The organism is Streptomyces sp. NPDC058525, assembly GCF_042719495.1.
GTDB lineage: Bacteria > Actinomycetota > Actinomycetes > Streptomycetales > Streptomycetaceae > Streptomyces.
Genome location: NZ_JBHXNP010000015.1, coordinates 1 through 14,879 on the forward strand (window position 1 = coordinate 1; position 14,879 = coordinate 14,879).

At 71.5% G+C, this 14,879-nt stretch carries 15 protein-coding genes and 1 rRNA gene; 7 read left to right on the top strand and 9 right to left on the bottom strand.

The window, feature by feature from the left end; all coding sequences use genetic code 11:
• Nucleotides 1-140: 140 nt before the first annotated feature.
• Both rrf and ACFWP3_RS10330 read left to right on the top strand, forming a co-directional pair.
• Nucleotides 141-257, top strand: a 5S ribosomal RNA gene (rrf, locus tag ACFWP3_RS10325).
• A 93-nt stretch (nucleotides 258-350) separates the two neighbouring features.
• Nucleotides 351-914 carry a GNAT family N-acetyltransferase gene (locus ACFWP3_RS10330; RefSeq protein WP_384218430.1) on the top strand — a complete coding sequence of 188 codons (564 nt, stop codon included), beginning with the start codon at nucleotides 351-353 and terminating at the stop codon, nucleotides 912-914.
• Here ACFWP3_RS10330 and ACFWP3_RS10335 read toward each other — a convergent pair.
• The 7 genes from ACFWP3_RS10335 to ACFWP3_RS10365 form a co-directional block, all read right to left on the bottom strand.
• Complete coding sequence (locus tag ACFWP3_RS10335; protein WP_384218432.1) at nucleotides 911-2,581, bottom strand: type VI secretion protein; 1,671 nt, start codon at nucleotides 2,579-2,581, stop codon at nucleotides 911-913. The two genes, ACFWP3_RS10330 and ACFWP3_RS10335, sit on opposite strands and share 4 nt — an antisense overlap.
• 2 nt (nucleotides 2,582-2,583) lie before the next feature.
• A complete protein-coding gene (locus tag ACFWP3_RS10340) occupies nucleotides 2,584-4,005 on the bottom strand; it encodes an ATP-binding protein (RefSeq protein WP_384218435.1) in 1,422 nt (473 codons plus the stop codon).
• Between the two features lie 19 nt (nucleotides 4,006-4,024).
• Nucleotides 4,025-5,587 (bottom strand): SCO6880 family protein, encoded by a 1,563-nt coding sequence (locus ACFWP3_RS10345; protein ID WP_384218437.1) that lies wholly within the window; start codon nucleotides 5,585-5,587, stop codon nucleotides 4,025-4,027.
• Nucleotides 5,584-6,915: a hypothetical protein gene (locus ACFWP3_RS10350; protein ID WP_384218440.1), complete on the bottom strand. Its 1,332-nt coding sequence runs from the start codon at nucleotides 6,913-6,915 to the stop codon at nucleotides 5,584-5,586. The genes ACFWP3_RS10345 and ACFWP3_RS10350 overlap by 4 nt, the downstream gene beginning before the upstream one ends.
• Complete coding sequence (locus ACFWP3_RS10355) at nucleotides 6,905-7,714, bottom strand: hypothetical protein (RefSeq protein ID WP_384218442.1); 810 nt, start codon at nucleotides 7,712-7,714, stop codon at nucleotides 6,905-6,907. The genes ACFWP3_RS10350 and ACFWP3_RS10355 overlap by 11 nt, the downstream gene beginning before the upstream one ends.
• A gap of 113 nt (nucleotides 7,715-7,827) precedes the next feature.
• On the bottom strand, nucleotides 7,828-8,136 hold the full coding sequence (locus ACFWP3_RS10360; RefSeq protein WP_008742356.1) for a hypothetical protein: 309 nt from the start codon (nucleotides 8,134-8,136) through the stop codon (nucleotides 7,828-7,830).
• A gap of 344 nt (nucleotides 8,137-8,480) precedes the next feature.
• Nucleotides 8,481-9,353, bottom strand: coding sequence for a pentapeptide repeat-containing protein (locus tag ACFWP3_RS10365; RefSeq protein WP_384218648.1), 873 nt, complete (start codon nucleotides 9,351-9,353; stop codon nucleotides 8,481-8,483).
• Nucleotides 9,354-9,472: 119 nt separating this feature from the next.
• On the opposite strand from ACFWP3_RS10365, the gene ACFWP3_RS10370 reads away from it, so the two are divergent.
• From ACFWP3_RS10370 to ACFWP3_RS10385, 4 genes are all read left to right on the top strand, one after another.
• The gene (locus ACFWP3_RS10370) at nucleotides 9,473-10,081 is read left to right on the top strand and encodes a LysE family translocator (protein WP_384218444.1); all 609 of its coding nucleotides are present in this window, start codon (nucleotides 9,473-9,475) and stop codon (nucleotides 10,079-10,081) included.
• A 123-nt stretch (nucleotides 10,082-10,204) separates the two neighbouring features.
• On the top strand, nucleotides 10,205-10,999 hold the full coding sequence (locus ACFWP3_RS10375) for a thioesterase family protein (protein WP_384218445.1): 795 nt from the start codon (nucleotides 10,205-10,207) through the stop codon (nucleotides 10,997-10,999).
• A 187-nt stretch (nucleotides 11,000-11,186) separates the two neighbouring features.
• The gene (locus ACFWP3_RS10380; protein WP_384218651.1) at nucleotides 11,187-12,197 is read left to right on the top strand and encodes an NlpC/P60 family protein; all 1,011 of its coding nucleotides are present in this window, start codon (nucleotides 11,187-11,189) and stop codon (nucleotides 12,195-12,197) included.
• 204 nt (nucleotides 12,198-12,401) lie between these two features.
• Nucleotides 12,402-13,145, top strand: a complete 744-nt coding sequence (locus ACFWP3_RS10385) for a phosphatase PAP2 family protein (protein WP_384218447.1) — start codon at nucleotides 12,402-12,404, stop codon at nucleotides 13,143-13,145.
• A gap of 160 nt (nucleotides 13,146-13,305) precedes the next feature.
• Here the strand turns inward: ACFWP3_RS10385 and ACFWP3_RS10390 are convergent, their stop codons facing one another.
• Together ACFWP3_RS10390 and ACFWP3_RS10395 are read right to left on the bottom strand one after the other, a co-directional pair.
• Complete coding sequence (locus ACFWP3_RS10390) at nucleotides 13,306-13,530, bottom strand: hypothetical protein (RefSeq protein ID WP_384218448.1); 225 nt, start codon at nucleotides 13,528-13,530, stop codon at nucleotides 13,306-13,308.
• 171 nt (nucleotides 13,531-13,701) lie between these two features.
• The gene (locus ACFWP3_RS10395; protein WP_384218451.1) at nucleotides 13,702-13,896 is read right to left on the bottom strand and encodes a hypothetical protein; all 195 of its coding nucleotides are present in this window, start codon (nucleotides 13,894-13,896) and stop codon (nucleotides 13,702-13,704) included.
• Between the two features lie 144 nt (nucleotides 13,897-14,040).
• Here ACFWP3_RS10395 and ACFWP3_RS10400 point away from each other — a divergent pair, with 144 nt between their 5' ends.
• Nucleotides 14,041-14,871, top strand: a complete 831-nt coding sequence (locus ACFWP3_RS10400) for a hypothetical protein (protein WP_384218454.1) — start codon at nucleotides 14,041-14,043, stop codon at nucleotides 14,869-14,871.
• The last annotated feature ends 8 nt before the right edge of the window (nucleotides 14,872-14,879 follow it).

The following is a 14,879-nucleotide window of genomic DNA, read 5'->3' on the forward strand; positions in this document are numbered from 1 at the left end:
CCAGATGTGGAAGCCCGGTAACGGGTGAAGCTGACTGGTACTAATAGGCCGAGGGCTTGTCCTCAGTTGCTCGCGTCCACTGTGTTAGTTCTGAAATAACGAACAGCTGTGTCAATGCCAGCGTTCAAATTTCATAGTGTTTCGGTGGTCATAGCGTTAGGGAAACGCCCGGTTACATTCCGAACCCGGAAGCTAAGCCTTTCAGCGCCGATGGTACTGCAGGGGGGACCCTGTGGGAGAGTAGGACGCCGCCGAACAATCATTGCGGAAGCCCCGCATCGAATCCTTACGGGTTCGGTGCGGGGCTTTTCTGCGTTTACGGGGCGATGGGGCGGGGCTAGTCTCGGTCCATGAATCAGTACGTGATACGTCCGGTGCGTGGCGACGAGTGGGAGCAGGTCAAGGAGCTGCGGATCGCCGCGCTGATGGATCCCTTGGCGCCCGTGGCGTTCCTGGAGACCGTGGCAGAGGCCGAGGGCCGGCCCGACGAGTTCTGGAAGGCGCGTGCCGAGGGGGCTTCGCACGGGCGGGCGGCGCGGCAGTTCGTTGCCGAGGGGCCCGGCGGGGAGTGGGTCGGGTCGGTGACGGTGCTTGTCGAGGAGAGCGGGACCGCCGACATCTTCGACCAGGTCATCGAGCGGAACCAGGGGCATCTGGTCGGGGTGTTCGTACGGCCGGAGCAGCGGGGGACCGGGCTCACGGAGAGGCTGTTCCGGGCCGCGCTGGATTGGTGCTGGTCGCTGGAGGAGCCGGCGCTGGAGTGCGCACGGCTCTACGTGCACGAGGACAACCCGCGGGCCGAGGCGTTCTATCGGCGGTTCGGATTCGAGGCGACGGGCACGGTCGCGCACGTGTCGGCCGATCCGGCCGCGAAGGACCTCGAGTACGTGTTCCCGAGGCCGGCGACCGTCTAGGGCAGTTCGGCTTCCGGCCAGCGCGAGCGGGCCTGTTCGCGGCTGCGGCACAGGGCGAGGAGCGGGAGCGTCTCGTCCGTCAGGAGGTCCGGGAGCTGGGGGATCGGGGCGACCGCCGCGATGTCGTCCAGGACGAGCGTGAGTGGTGGGTCGAGCCGACCGTGGGATGACCGTGCGGCCATGCGGCGGCCGTGCTCGACCACGTCAGCGGCGAGTGCGGTGAGCAAGGGCATCGCACCCGGGTGGGTGCGGGGGTCTTCCAGGGATTCGCCCACCATGTAGAGGGTGCCCCCCTCGGTCACGAACGAAGCCAGTGTGAGCGAATCCGTTCGGTTCGGATTGCAGGCCTCGCGGATGTGGATCGAGGTCAGGCAGGCGAGGGCACGGGCCGTCAGGTGCTGGGCCAACTCCCGGCGTTCGGGGTGGGCGGTGAGGGCGCTCTCCAGTTCACCGGCCGCGCCGGCGGCCGCCTGGGGGTGGGTGCGCAGGATGCGGACCGGGTCCTGGGCGCTGTTGCCCTGGGTCCAGCGGTGGAGCTGTTTGAAGGGCCGGTCGTCGAGGGCGGCGGCCTGGAGCCAGCTGCGGAGCAGGGTTTCGGCCGTGTCGGCGACCGCGGCGTCCATACGGGCCTGGGGGCATACGGGGGCCAGCAGGGCGATGGCGCGGGCGGTGGAGGTGTCGCGGTCGGCGCAGCCCTCGGCCGGGTTCCAGTGCAGGCGGGCCGGGGTGTCGCACAGGTGCGAGGGGTCGTAGAGGAGCACCGGGCCGAGCTTGGCGCGGGCGTCCTTGGTCTCGGCCCAGAGGGCGGGGGAGGAGGTCACGACCAGGACCGCGCCTTCGGCCGTGGCGATGCTCTGCGCTGCCAGCCGGTGGCGATCGGCGGGGCCGGCGTAGGCCAGGCGGGGCTGGGGTGCGGCGAGGGCGGGGGGCGCCGGGGCGTAGCCGAAGCCGTAGCGGTAGGCCTCGTCCGCGGGGGCGGACGGACGGTCCGCGCGGAGGGGGACCGGGGGCGGGGCGGGGGCGATGGGGGTGGCGGGTGTGGTCGGGGGTGCGGTGGCCGGGGCCGGGGCGTGAGCCGGGGGTGCGGTGACCGGTGCCGGTGCCGGGGCATGGGCCTGGGCTGCGGTGACCGGGGCATGGGCCGGGGCAGGTGCCGGGGCAGGTGCCGGGGGTGGGATGTAGGGCTGGGTTTTGGGGGGTGTTGCCTGGGCCGGCGGGTGTGGCTGGGGTTCTTGGGCCGGGGCCGCGGGCGGGGGTTCGTACGGTGCGGAGGCGGAGGCCTGGGCGGCCGCCTGTCTTGCCAGGGCGCGGCGGGACTTGGTGCGGGCGATCACGCCGATGGCGAAGACGGTGAGCACGAACAGCACCAGGAGCTGGCTGAGGAACAGGCCCCAGAACAGGCCCCAGCCGGACAGGGCCGCCGGGTCGGTGTCGGGCCAGGCGCCCGGGAGGTCGTGCGGTTGCGCTATCAGGGCGCGGACGGCCTCCGGGGTGCGGGTGAAGGTGACGGTGTCGGGCCAGGCGCCCTTGGCGAAGAAGGCGGCGAGGCCGGTCGCCGACCAGACCAGGACGGCGAGGCCGAGGAGAAAGGCCAGGAGGCCGACCAGCAGGCCGTCCGGGACGCCCCCTGCGCGGGCGGGGGGCTCCGTGCGTCGTGCGTCGTGCATGGTCAGGCCACCGTGGTCGCGGAACCCGGGCCGCCGTTGCCGCGGCGGCGTTCGATGGACAGGGCGCGTTCCTCCGCCTCGAGTTCGGCGGCGAGGAGTTCGTCGGGGAGCTGGGAGGGGACCGAGGACTCGGTCATGGCGCGGTCGGTGTAGACGAGGGGGCGTTCGGCCTCGGTGATCAGGTGTTTGACCACTTGGACGTTGCCGTTGACGTCCCAGACGGCGATGCCGGGGGTCAGGGTCGGGATGATCTCCACCGCCCAGCGGGGCAGGCCGAGTACGAGACCGGTGGCGCGTGCCTCGTCGGCCTTCTGGGCGTAGATGGTGCGGGTCGAGGCCATCTTGAGGATGGCCGCGGCTTCGCGTGCGGCCGCGCCGTCGACGACGTCGGAGAGGTGGTGGACGACGGCGACGAAGGACAGGCCGAGGCGGCGGCCGAACTTCAGGAGGCGCTGGAACAGCTGGGCCACGAAGGGGCTGTTGATGATGTGCCAGGCCTCCTCCACGAGGAAGATGCGCTTCTTGCGGTCGGGCCGGATCCAGGTGTGTTCCAGCCAGACGCCGACGATCGCCATGAGGATCGGCATCGCGATGGAGTTGCGGTCGATGTGGGAGAGGTCGAAGACGATCAGCGGGGCGTCGAGGTCGATGCCGACGGTGGTCGGGCCGTCGAACATGCCCCGCAGGTCGCCGTCGACGAGGCGGTCGAGGACCAGGGCCACGTCGAGGCCCCAGGCTCGTACGTCGTCTATGTCGACGTTCATCGCGAGGGCGGATTCGGCTTCGGGGTGGCGCAGTTGTTCCACGATGTCGGTCAGGACGGGCTGGCGGTCCTGGATGGCGTCGACGACGTAGGCGTGCGCGACCTTGAGGGCGAAGCCGGCGCGCTCGTCGAGGCCGTGGCCCATGGCGACTTCGATGATGGTGCGGAGCAGCGCGAGCTGGCCGGTCGTGGTGATCGCCGGGTCGAGGGGGTTGAGGCGGATCCCGGAGTCGTTGGCGGCGATGGGGTCCAGGCGGATGGGGGTTATTCCCAGCTGCTGGGCGATGAGGTTCCATTCGCCGACGCCGTCTTCGCCCTGGGCGTCGAGTACGACGACCTGGCGGTCCTTGAAGCGGAGCTGGCGCAGGACGTACGTCTTCTCCAGGGCGGACTTGCCGTTGCCGGATTCGCCGAGGACCAGCCAGTGCGGGGCCGGGAGCTGCTGGCCGTACAGCTGGAAGGGGTCGTAGATGTAGCCCTTGCCGCTGTAGACCTCGCGGCCGATGATGACGCCGGAGTCGCCGAGTCCGGGGGCGGCGGTGGGCAGGTAGACGGCTTGCGCCTGCCCGGTGGAGGTGCGTACGGGCAGGCGCGTGGTTTCGACTTTGCCGAAGAGGAAGCTGGTGAAGGCGTCCGTCAGCGCTGTCATGGGATCTCGCATGGGCGGCACTTCCCTCCAGCTAGCGTCGGATGCCGGTGGCGAACGGCAAGGTGTTGACGAAGGCGCGGTGGTGCTCGCGGTCGCACCATTCGAGCTTCAGGTAGGACTTGCCGGCGGAGGCGCGGATGGTGCGCTTGTCGCGGGCGAGGGACTCCGGTGAACGCGAGGACACCGTGATGTACCCGACGAGGTTGACTCCGGCAGCGCCGCTGGCGAGATCTTCACCCCTCTGGTCGAGCCGGCCGTGGGCGGCGATGTCGCGGGGGTCGACGGTGCGGTTCATCTTGGCGGCGCGGGAGGCGTCGGCCTCGTCGTTGGTCTTCTCGGTGAGCATCCGCTCGATGGCCACCTCGGTGGGCTCCAGGTCCATGGTGACGGCGACGGTCCGGATGACGTCGGGGGTGTGGACGAGGAGGGGGGCGAGGAAGTTGACGCCGACCGGGGTCATGGGCCATTCCTTCACCCAGGCGGTGGCGTGGCACCAGGGGGCGCGGGTGGAGGATTCGCGGGTCTTGGCCTGGAGGTAGGTGGGTTCCACCGCGTCGAGTTCGGCGGGCCAGGCGTTGCGCTTGGTCATGGCCTGGATGTGGTCGATGGGGTGGTCCGGGTCGTACATGGAGTGCACGAGGGAGGCGAGGCGGCCCTGGCCCAGCGGCTGGCGGACGCGGATGTCGGCTTCGGCGAGGCGGGCGCAGATGTCGGTGAGCTCGCGGGCCATGACGATGGCGAGGCCGGAGTCGCGGTCGAGCTTGCGGCCCTTCTGGGGGGTGGCGGCGCGGGCGATGGTGTGGGCCTCGGCGGCGAGTTCGCGGGTGTAGTGCATGCAGGCGACGAGGTAGGCGCGGTGCTGCTCGGAGGAGGTGGACACCATCGACTGGAGCTGGTCGTAGGAGTCGCGCAGCCAGCCGGGGGCCTGGGTGTCGCCGCGCTGGGCGACGTCCTTGGCGTGGGCGTCGGGGTCGGCGGGCAGGGTGCGGGCGAGCATCTGGAGGCGGGTGACGAAGCCGTCGCCGTTGGCCACGTGCTTGAGGAGGGTGCCGAAGCGGTCGACGAGGGCTTCCTGGTCCTCGCTGTCGCGCAGGCCGACGCCGGGGCCCTCGATCTCGATGGCTGCGGTGACCGTTCTGCGGTCGGCGTGGAGGAGTACGGCGATCTCGTCGGGGCCGAAGGGGGCGGCGAGCCAGCTGATGCGGCCGATGCCCGGGGGCGGGCCGACCTCGACCTCGCGGCCGTCGGCGCCGCGTACGCCGGCTTCCATGGCGCCCGAGCGGTAGGTGGTGCCGCGGCGCAGGGTGCGCTTGTAGCTGCGGCTGATCTCGAACCAGCGGTAGAAGGTGCGGCCCTTGTACGGGACGTACACGGCGGCGAGCGCGAGCATGGGGAAGCCGACGAGGCTGACGATGCGCAGGGTGAGGTCGGGGACGAGCAGTCCGCTCATCATGCCGAAGAACGCCCCGGCGACGATCAGGGCGATCTCGCCGGTCTCGCGGTTCTTGCCGACGATCGCGTTCGGCCGGGCCCGGCCGATGAGATACGTGCGGCGGGGCGCGACCGGGTGCATCTGGTGGGACTGGGTCGTCAACGCCCGTCACCTCCTGTGTTCCTCGTGCTCGAGCTCGTGCGGGGTGCGGGTGCGGCGGAGGGGACAGATCCGCCGCCGGCTCCGCCGCCGGAGGTGGGGCGGCTGCTGTGGGCGGCCACGCCTCCGGAGAGGGGGTTGGCGGGGCGGGGCGTGCCGCCGCCGCCGTCGCCTCCGCGGTGGGCGCCGCGGCTGCTGTGGGTTTTGATGCCCTGGGAGACGAGGGAGGCCGGGGAGCTGATGACGGCGGCTGCCTGGGCGCCGTCGGTGGCCTTGCTGCGGTTCGAGCGGGCGGCGGCGATCTCGTCGCCGAAGCCGGGCACGAAGCGGTAGATCATCGCGGAGGCGAAGATCGCCAGGAGGATGATGGCGAGGCCGGTGACGACGGCGGAGAAGGCGTCGGGGCCCTCCTCACCGGCGAGGGCTCCGGCGAGGCCGAGGACGATGACGATGACCGGCTTCACGAGGATGACGGCGATCATGATGCCCGCCCAGCGGCGGACGTGGCCCCAGAGGTTCCGGTCGACCAGGCCCGCGTAGACGACGACGCCGAGGAGGGCGCCGACGTAGAGGAGGGCGGCCCGGATGAACAGCTCGAGGAAGAGGATGCCGGCGGCGAGGACGGTGACGAGGGAGACCACGATCAGCATGATCGGGCCGCCGCCGATGTCGTCGCCCTTCTTGAGGGCTTCGGAGAAGGAGCCGAAGAAGACGTCGGTCTGGCTGCCGGAGGCGGAGGCGATGACCTCGGTGACGCCGTCGGTGGCGGAGACGACGGTGTAGAGGATCAGGGGGGTGAAGGCGGAGGCGAGGACGGTGAGCCAGAGGAAGCCGATCGCCTCGGAGAGGGCGGTGCTGAGGGGGACGCCGCGGACGGCTCGCTTGGCCACGGCGAAGAGCCACAGGACGAGGGTCAGGATGGTGGAGGCGGCGAAGACGACGGCGTACTGCTTGAGGAAGGTGGCGTTGGTGAAGTCGACGTTGGCCGAGCCGTTGACGGCTGCGCTGAGCTTGCCGACGATCCAGGCGGCGGCGTCGGCGCAGCCCTTGGCCAGGGAGGAGAGGGGGTTCAGGGCGTCGGCGGGGTCGCTCGGCGCTAGGCCTGGCGCTTGTCCGGTCGAGGCGCCTTCGCCGCGCTCGCAGTACTCCTTGGCGGGGCCTCGGATCAGGTCGCAGGGGTTGTTGCTCGCCTGCGGACTGGGCGTGGCGCCGCCGGGCGGGGTCGGGGACGGCGTGGGAGCGGCCACCGCGCGGGTCGCAAGGAGCACTGCGATGGTCTGCACGGTCGCCACGATGGCCGTGAGGGACAGGCCGCGACGGTCAGCGCGCATAGGTGAGCCCCCCGAACTGTGACACCGCGGCGGCCATCTCTTCCGCCGAGGCGGCGGCCTGGTCCCGGCCCACCGGCGCGGGACCGTCCTTCTGCGTGAAGTCCGCGATCCGCCAGTCGCCGTTGAGCCAGCGGAGCTCGAACGTGTTCGTGTACCAGCTCTCGGAAACCGGGTTCTTCGAACCTTCGCCCGCGAGGCCGAACAGCGCCGAGTACCAGACGGCGACGGTGGCGCTGTCGCCGCTGAACTTCTCGACCTTCGTACCCACCGGGTTCACGCGCGAGATGAAGGTCAGACCCTTGGGCGCCTTGCCGCCGGCTTCGAGGCCGATGCTGGCCAGGAACTCCGGGTCGGCGTAGACCTTGTCGAGGTCGCCCTGGCGCGAGGCGGCCACGTCGGGCAGGTAGACGCTCTGGACGATGGCTCGTCTGCGGGCCGCGTCGAACATGCCGTCCGAGCTGAGCGCGACGGCGTAGTTGGCCGCCGCCGACTGGGCGCCCTGTTCGTCGTGGGCGAAGCCCTTGGGGATGGTGCCGTTCTTGCCCGTGACCGGGGTCGTGCCCGTGGGGGCTGTGGACGTGGTGGACGGGGCGTTGTCCGTGGAGGGGGAGGTGGGGGTGTCCGGGCCCTGGTTCGCGAACGCGATGGCCGCGATCAGGAGGACCACCACGCCGACCACCGTGATGAGGCTGCGGGAGGTGCGCGGGGTGCGGCGGGTGGGGCCGTACGGGTCGGCGGGGGAGTCCGGGAGGCGGGTGCGGGTCTGGCCCGTGCCGCCGTACTGGTCCTCGCTGCTCATTCCGTTTCGGCCCCCTCCGCGTCGTACGACGGTAGTGCTGGTTACCGCGTAGGTGCGGTGTGGTGAGTCCTCATCAGGTCCTGCGGTACGGCGCTACGGCCGCGGTGGCCCGGCTAGACGGCCATTCCGTAGACGATGGTGAAGAGGGTGCCCAGCGAGCCGATGATGAAGACGCCCGTGAGGCCGGCCACGATCAGGCCCTTGCCCTGTTCCGCGCTGAACGTGTCGCGTAGGGCGGTGGCGCCGATGCGCTGTTTGGCCGCGCCCCAGATGGCGATGCCGAGGCAGAGGAGGATCGCTACGGCCATGACCACCTCGATCATGACCTTCGCTTCGTTGCCGAGACTGCCGAACGGCCCCCAGTTCGGGGCGATTCCGCCGATGATGGTGGTGATGTCGCCCTTTTCGGCTGCCAGGATCATGTAACTCACCGCCCCTGTATGGGTAGTTCCGGAAGCCCGTGCCCGACGGCAGGGGTCACGCACTATCTTCGCTGATGAAACCGCCGTCGTCGTCGACTTGACGGCTCTCTTTACCCGATCTCCCGGCCTGCGTCCCGCCCCTGTGCTCTGACCTGCGCAGGTGTGGTGTGTATGCGAAAGAACGTATGGTCACTCTGTGTATCACGGGGGGTGACGCCGGGCAATGATTGTCGTCTCGGCGTACGGGGGGTGGGGTGAGTGGCCGCCGTTCGGCGCAGTGGTTGGCGTGTCGTTGGGTGATATCGGCCGGATATGTCCGATGGTCCGTCAGCCGTGCCGGGGGCTCAGGCCCAGTGGGCGGGGTGGGTCAGGTGCGGGGGGATGCGGGTGGCGGGGGTGCCCCGGGCCGCGTTGAGTTGGGGCTGGGTGAGGAAGAGGGCGTGGCGGAGGTCCGCTTCGCGGAGGTCGGCGTCGCGGAAGTCGGCGCCGATGAGGTCGGCCGTGCGGAGGTCGGCGCGGCTGAGGTCGGCGGCGATCAGGTAGGCGCCGCGGAGGTTCGCGCCGCGCAGGTCCGCGCCGGAGAGGCGGGCGCCCATCAGGTCGGCTCCGCGGTGGTTCTTCTTGCGGCCCGGCACCTTGGCCCGGGTGAGCTCGCTGGTCTTCAGGAGCAGGGTGTTGATCTTCTGGCGGAGGGCGCCGACGTCCAGGTCCGCGAGGGCGGCCGCGTCCTCCCGCGTCCACTGCTCGGTCTCCGCGAGCGCGTGGCGCAGCTGCGGGTGGAGCGGCGCGGCGGCCGGGAGGGTGAGGGCCTCGGCGACGTAGAAGAGCAGTTCGTGCAGCTGCCGCATCACCGGGAAGGCGTCGAACATCTCGGCCCGGGTCTCGGGGTGGGTGCGCCAGTCGCGGCCGCCGAAGGTGACCTGGGAGATCTGCTGGCCGGCCCCGAAGCAGTCGAAGACGGTGCAGCCCTGGAAGCCGGTGTCGCGCAGCCGGGTGTGGATCCCGCAGCGGAAGTCCGCCCGGAGGTTCTTGCAGGGGGTTCCGGCCGGCTTGTTCATCGCGAAGTCGCTGGACTTGGCGAAGGGTAGGGCGACGCAGCAGAGCGCGAAGCAGTTCGAGCAGTCCGCCTGGAGAACGGGGAGGTCGGGGAGGACAGGGAGGTCGGGGAGGTCGGGGAGGGCCGGGGGGTGGGGGCGACGCGTGGGCACGTCGTCCATTGTCACCGGTCGGGGGTGGTGGGCCGGATGCCGGGGGCGGCCGGGCCGAGGTCGTTTCTCGAGTGCGAGGAGAGCGGACGGGCTTGATCCGGGGGTGGGCGGGCGGTGAGCATCGGCCCATGACAGAAGTGATCGCAGTCGCCGTTATCACGATGCTCGCCGTGATCAGTCCGGGCGCGGACTTCGCCATGGTCGTCCGCAACAGCTACCTCTACGGGCGGCCCACCGGGCTGTTCGCCGCCGCCGGGGTCGCGGCCGGGGTCCTGGTCCACGTCTCCTACACGATGCTCGGGGTCGGTCTGCTGATCGCCTCCTCCACCACCCTGTTCACCGTGATCAAGCTGGCCGGCGCGGCCTATCTGGTGTGGATCGGGATACGTACCTTCCGGGCGCGGGCCGAGGTGACCGTGGACCTGGAGTCGAAGGCGCAGCTGACCCGGCTCGGGGCGATGCGGTCGGGGTTCCTGACCAATGTGCTCAACCCGAAGACGACGCTGTTCGTGGTGTCGACCTTCACCCAGGTGGTCAACCCGGGCACTCCGGTGTGGCAGCAGGCCGGGTACGGGCTGTTCATGTCGGCCGCGCACCTGGGCTGGTTCGGGGCGGTGGCGCTGTTCTTCTCCAACTCCCGGCTGCGGGACCGGATGCTGAAGGCGCAGAAGGCGCTGAACCGGGCGATCGGTTCGGTGCTGGTGGGCCTGGGCGTGGGGCTCGGGTTCGCCCGCTGAGCGAGCGGGGATGCGCCCGGCGGCCGGGTCGGCGGCCGGGTCGGCAGTCGGGCCGGCAGTCGGGCCGGCGGCCGGGCCGTAGGGGGCTGGTGGTGGAGGTTACCTGTGGGTAGCGTGGGTGGCATGGGTGCTGCGGAGGGGTTCTTCGAACGCGTCGACGCCGGCCGGTTCCTGGCCACGGAGTACACGCGCGGGCCGTGGGACCCGGGCGCGCAGCACGCCGGCCCGCCGGCCGCGCTGCTCGGGCGGGCCGTGGAGGAGCGGCCGGACGCCCGCGCCGACATGCGGATCGCCCGGATCACGTACGAGATCCTGCGGCCGGTGCCGATCGGCCCGCTGGAGGTCACGACCGGCGTGCTGCGGGCGGGCCGCGGCACCGAGGTGGTCGAGGCCGCCCTCACTCCCGAGGGCGGGGCGGCGCCGGTGATGGTGGCGCGGGCGCTGCGCATCAGGGTGGCCGAGGGCGCGGTGCCGGCCGTGGTGCCGGGGCCGCAGCTGCCGCCGCCGGGGGAGGCCGGGACGGTGCCGTTCTTCCCGGTGCCGTGGGAGACCGGCTACCACACGGCGATGGAAGCCCGTTTCACCGAGGGCGCCTTCGTGGAGCTCGGTCCGGGCACCTGCTGGATGCGGATGAGGGTGCCGCTCGTCGCCGGGGAGGAGATCCGTCCGCTGGACCGGGTGCTGGTCGCCGCCGATTCCGGCAACGGCATCAGCTCTGTGCTGGACTACGGCCGGTTCGTCTTCGTCAACGGTGACCTGACGGTCCATCTGCGCCGCCATCCGGTCGGCGAGTGGGCCTGCGTGGAATCCCGTACGAGCGTGGACGCGGGCGGCATCGGGCTCGTCGACGCGCGGTTGCACGACGAGAAGGGCCCCATCGGGCGCAGCGCGCAGAGCCTGTTCGTCGCTCCCCGGTAGGGCGTGCCCCCGACCGCCGTCCGTGCGGACTGGACGGTGGGCTCCGGTCGCGTCGAGGATTGGGCGGTGACGCGCGCCCGCATCGCCTGTTCGGGTTTCCGAGTGGGGTGCCGGGACGTGCGACACGGCCGAATCACACGTTGAAGTGACGGGGATGGGGGAGGGTTGACGGGTGCGCAGATTCTGGATGGCCGGTGGGATCGGGATCGGGCTGTGTCTGACCTTCGTGGCGCTGCTCGTCGTGGGGACGTACTCGGCGGCCGCGGGCCTGGTCGGGGCCGCCGGGGCAGGCGGCCGTGCCGTGGGGCTCGTGAAGGGGGCGGTGCCCGCCAAGTACCAGGCCCTGGTGGAGAAGTGGGGCAACCTGTGCCCGGCCATAACCCCGGCGCTGCTCGCCGCCCAGCTGTACTCGGAGAGCGGCTGGAACCCGAGCGCGGTCAGCCCGGCGGATGCGCGCGGCATCGCGCAGTTCATCCCGGGTACGTGGGCGGGCCACGGCATCGACGGTGACGGGGACGGGGACCGGGACATCTGGGACCCGAGCGACGCGATCCCGTCGGCGGCCTCGTACGACTGCCAGCTGGCCAAGGACGTGGCGGGCGTGCCGGGTGACGCGACGTCGAACATGCTGGCGGCATACAACGCGGGGGCCTATGCGGTCATCAAGTACGGGGGCGTGCCGCCGTACAAGGAGACCCAGGGCTACGTGAAGACGATCACGACGCTCGCGAAGAGCTTCGCCCGGCCCGTCGGGCGGGTCGCCCCCTCGCAACAGGCCGCAGGGGCCATCTACTTCGCGCAGAAGCAGCTGGGCACGCCGTACCTGTGGGGCGGCAACGGAACGCCCGACCAGGACGGGCGCTTCGACTGCTCGGGGCTGACCAAGGCGGCGTACGAGACGGTCGGGATCCAGCTGCCGCGCGTGGCGAACGACCAGTACAACGCCGGCCCGCATCCTTCGCGTGACGAACTGCTCCCCGGTGACCTGGTGTTCTTCTCCGATGATCTGACGAATTCGCGGGAGATCCGGCACGTCGGGCTGTACGTGGGCGGCGGCTACATGATCAACGCCCCCTTCACCGGCGCCGTCATCCGCTTCGACAAGATCGACACGCCTGACTACTTCGGTGCGACGCGCGTGACCAAGGACGGCGCGGAGGCCCTGCCGGAGCGAGTTGGGGCGAGCCGGGCGCCCTAGCCACGCTCCGTTAAGCCAAGGCCCTGAGCTGCGACGATGAGTCTCTCTTCGATAACGTTGGAGTGATCATTCGGTGGAGAGTGGAACGTAGTTGCCAGAACGGGCGTTCCATGGACACGGGGGCTGATCAATCGGGGGGCGAAGGGGCGTACACCGTCGTGCGCCCGCAGGGGAACCACGGCAAGGGCAAGGGGCCGCATCACCATGGCTGGACTCACGACCGGTGGGCCGAATGTGGATGTCAGCCTGCTGTACGAGATCAACGGACTGGCCCTGCGCGCGCCCGACTGGGTGGACCGGTCGGTCGGCCTGATCGGCGAGTACGGGATTCCGCTGGCGCTGGTGCTGCTGGTCCTGTGGTGCTGGCGCGGCGCCCGCCGGCAGGACGAGAGCACGGCCGTCGAATCCTTCGCGGCGCTGGTGTGGGCCCCGCTCGCGGCCGGGCTCGCGCTGCTCGTGAACGCGCCGCTGCGTGAATTCGTCGGGCGGCCGCGGCCGTTCCGGCAGCACGAGGGGATCCAGGTGCTCGACACGGGCCCCGGGACGCGCTTCGGGGCCGAACTGGCGGGCGCCGACTTCTCCTTCGTCAGCGGACACGCCACCCTCGCGATGGCCCTGGGCGTGGGCCTGTTCGTCGCCAACCGCAGGCTCGGGCTCATCGGGATCGCCCTGGCCGTCGCCGAGGGCGTCTGCCGGGTGTACGCCGGCGTCCACTACCCCACCGACGTGATCGGCGGATTCGCGCTCGGCACCGCCGTCGTCCTGGTGCTCGCGCCGCTCGCCATGGCGCTGTTGACCCCGGTGGTGCGCGCCGTGGCCGGCTCCCCGCGCCTGGGGCGCCTGGTGCGGGCCAAGGACCGGCTGCTGCCCCTGCCGGTCGGCCTGGCGCAGGCTCAGTCCACCCCGCCGGCCGGGCAGCGCCCGCACGAGAGCGACCTCGCCGCGTAGCCCGCGCCGGGGCCGCCGTGATCGGGGCCGCCGTGGTCGGGGCGGACCGGGCGGAGGGACGCCTAGGACGAGTTCCACACCGAGAGCAGCAGGGCCACCACGAGGCACAGGCCCGCCGCGCCGAAGAACAGGCGGACCGCCGTCGGACGGGGCCGGGGGGTCACCGGTCGCCGCCGTCGGGGTCGGTCTCGGTGTCGCGGCGGTAGCGGGAGCGCAGCCACAGGCCGGTGGCCACGGCTGCGGCTCCGGTGAGTCCGATGGCCAGGGCCACGTCGGCCGGGCCGTCCGCCGAGCCGACCGGCCGGGCCCAGGCCGCGGCGGCCGGGGCCAGCGAGAGGAGCAGGGCCCAGAAGAGGGCCGTGAGGCGGGCTGCGGGTCCTGGCATGACTCAAGGGCATCCGCTCCGGCGGACCCCGGCCAGCCGGGCCGTCCGAACGGGCTACCCGCCCCGGCCGCCGCACCGGTACCGCCGGGCCTGCCCCGGCAGACCCGGACCGGCTGCGGACTCCTCCGGGCGGCTCGTTGGTACCTCCGGGCTGCGCCGGGCCGCTCTCTCCTACCCCGCGGCGTGCCGGGTGGCGTCCTTGCGGGCCAGGTCGCGGGAGCGGCGGGCCGGGCCCTTCCAGCCGCAGGTGCACACGGCCAGGCAGAACGATCCGCGGTCGGCGGTGGAAGTGGTGTGCCCGGCGGTCGGCGGCTGTGGCTGGTGCGGCACGGTGGCGGGAAGCGGAAGGGCCAGGGGCGCTTTCATGTGCGGATCCACCCCTCCACGGTACCTGGACCGGAACCGGGTCGCGGAGGGCCGGGGGCCGTGACGGGAAACCCCTGACCTCGTTAACCGGAGCGGGTGGGGGCCTCGGGCAAACAGCGGTCATGCGTTGGGGGTTGGCAGGCGATGGTGGTGCACCAGCACAGGCGGCGGCGCGAGCGTGCGGGTGAGGCCGTGCTCGCCTTCGGCGTCACCCTGGCGGTCACGGCGATGAGCGGGTGCGCGGGCGCCGGCGACGACGACCGTCCCCCCGCCGACGCGGCGGCGGTGATCCGCGGGGCCGCCGACGCGCTGGCCAAGACGGGCAGTGCCCGGGCCCGTACGGCCATGGAGATGGCCACCGGCGGGACCAGGGTCACGATCCGCGGCGAGGGCGGCGTCGACTTCAAGAACCGGATGGGCCAGCTGCTGGTGATGCTCCCCGCCGACGTGAAGGGCAAGGCCGAGCACCGGCCCATCACCGAGCTGCTGGTGCCGGGCGCGCTGTACATGAAGAACCGGGGCGCGGGCGTCCCCGACGACAAGTGGGTCCGGGTCGACACGACGACCCTCGCCGACGGGAACCTCGTCACGGGCGGCGCCACCGATCCGCTGGTCGCGGCCGAGCTGCTGCGCGGCGTACAGGAGGTGACGTACGTGGGGGAGACCGAGGTGGCGGGCACGAAGGTGCGGCACTACCGGGGGACCACCGACATCGGGCGGGCCGCGGGGCGTGCGTCGGCGGAGGTGAAGGGGGCGCTCGAGGCGGCGGCGAAAGGGTTCAGCAAGGACACCGTGCCGTTCGACGCTTACCTGGACGAGGAAGGGCGGCTGCGGAAGGTCCGCCACCGCTTCACGTACGTCAACAATGGCGTGATCGATGTCTCCTCGACCACGCTGCTGTACGGATTCGGGACGCCGGTGACCGTCGTATTGCCCGCAAGCGGGGACATTTACGCCGGGAAGATCGCCGAGTAGCGGTGCGG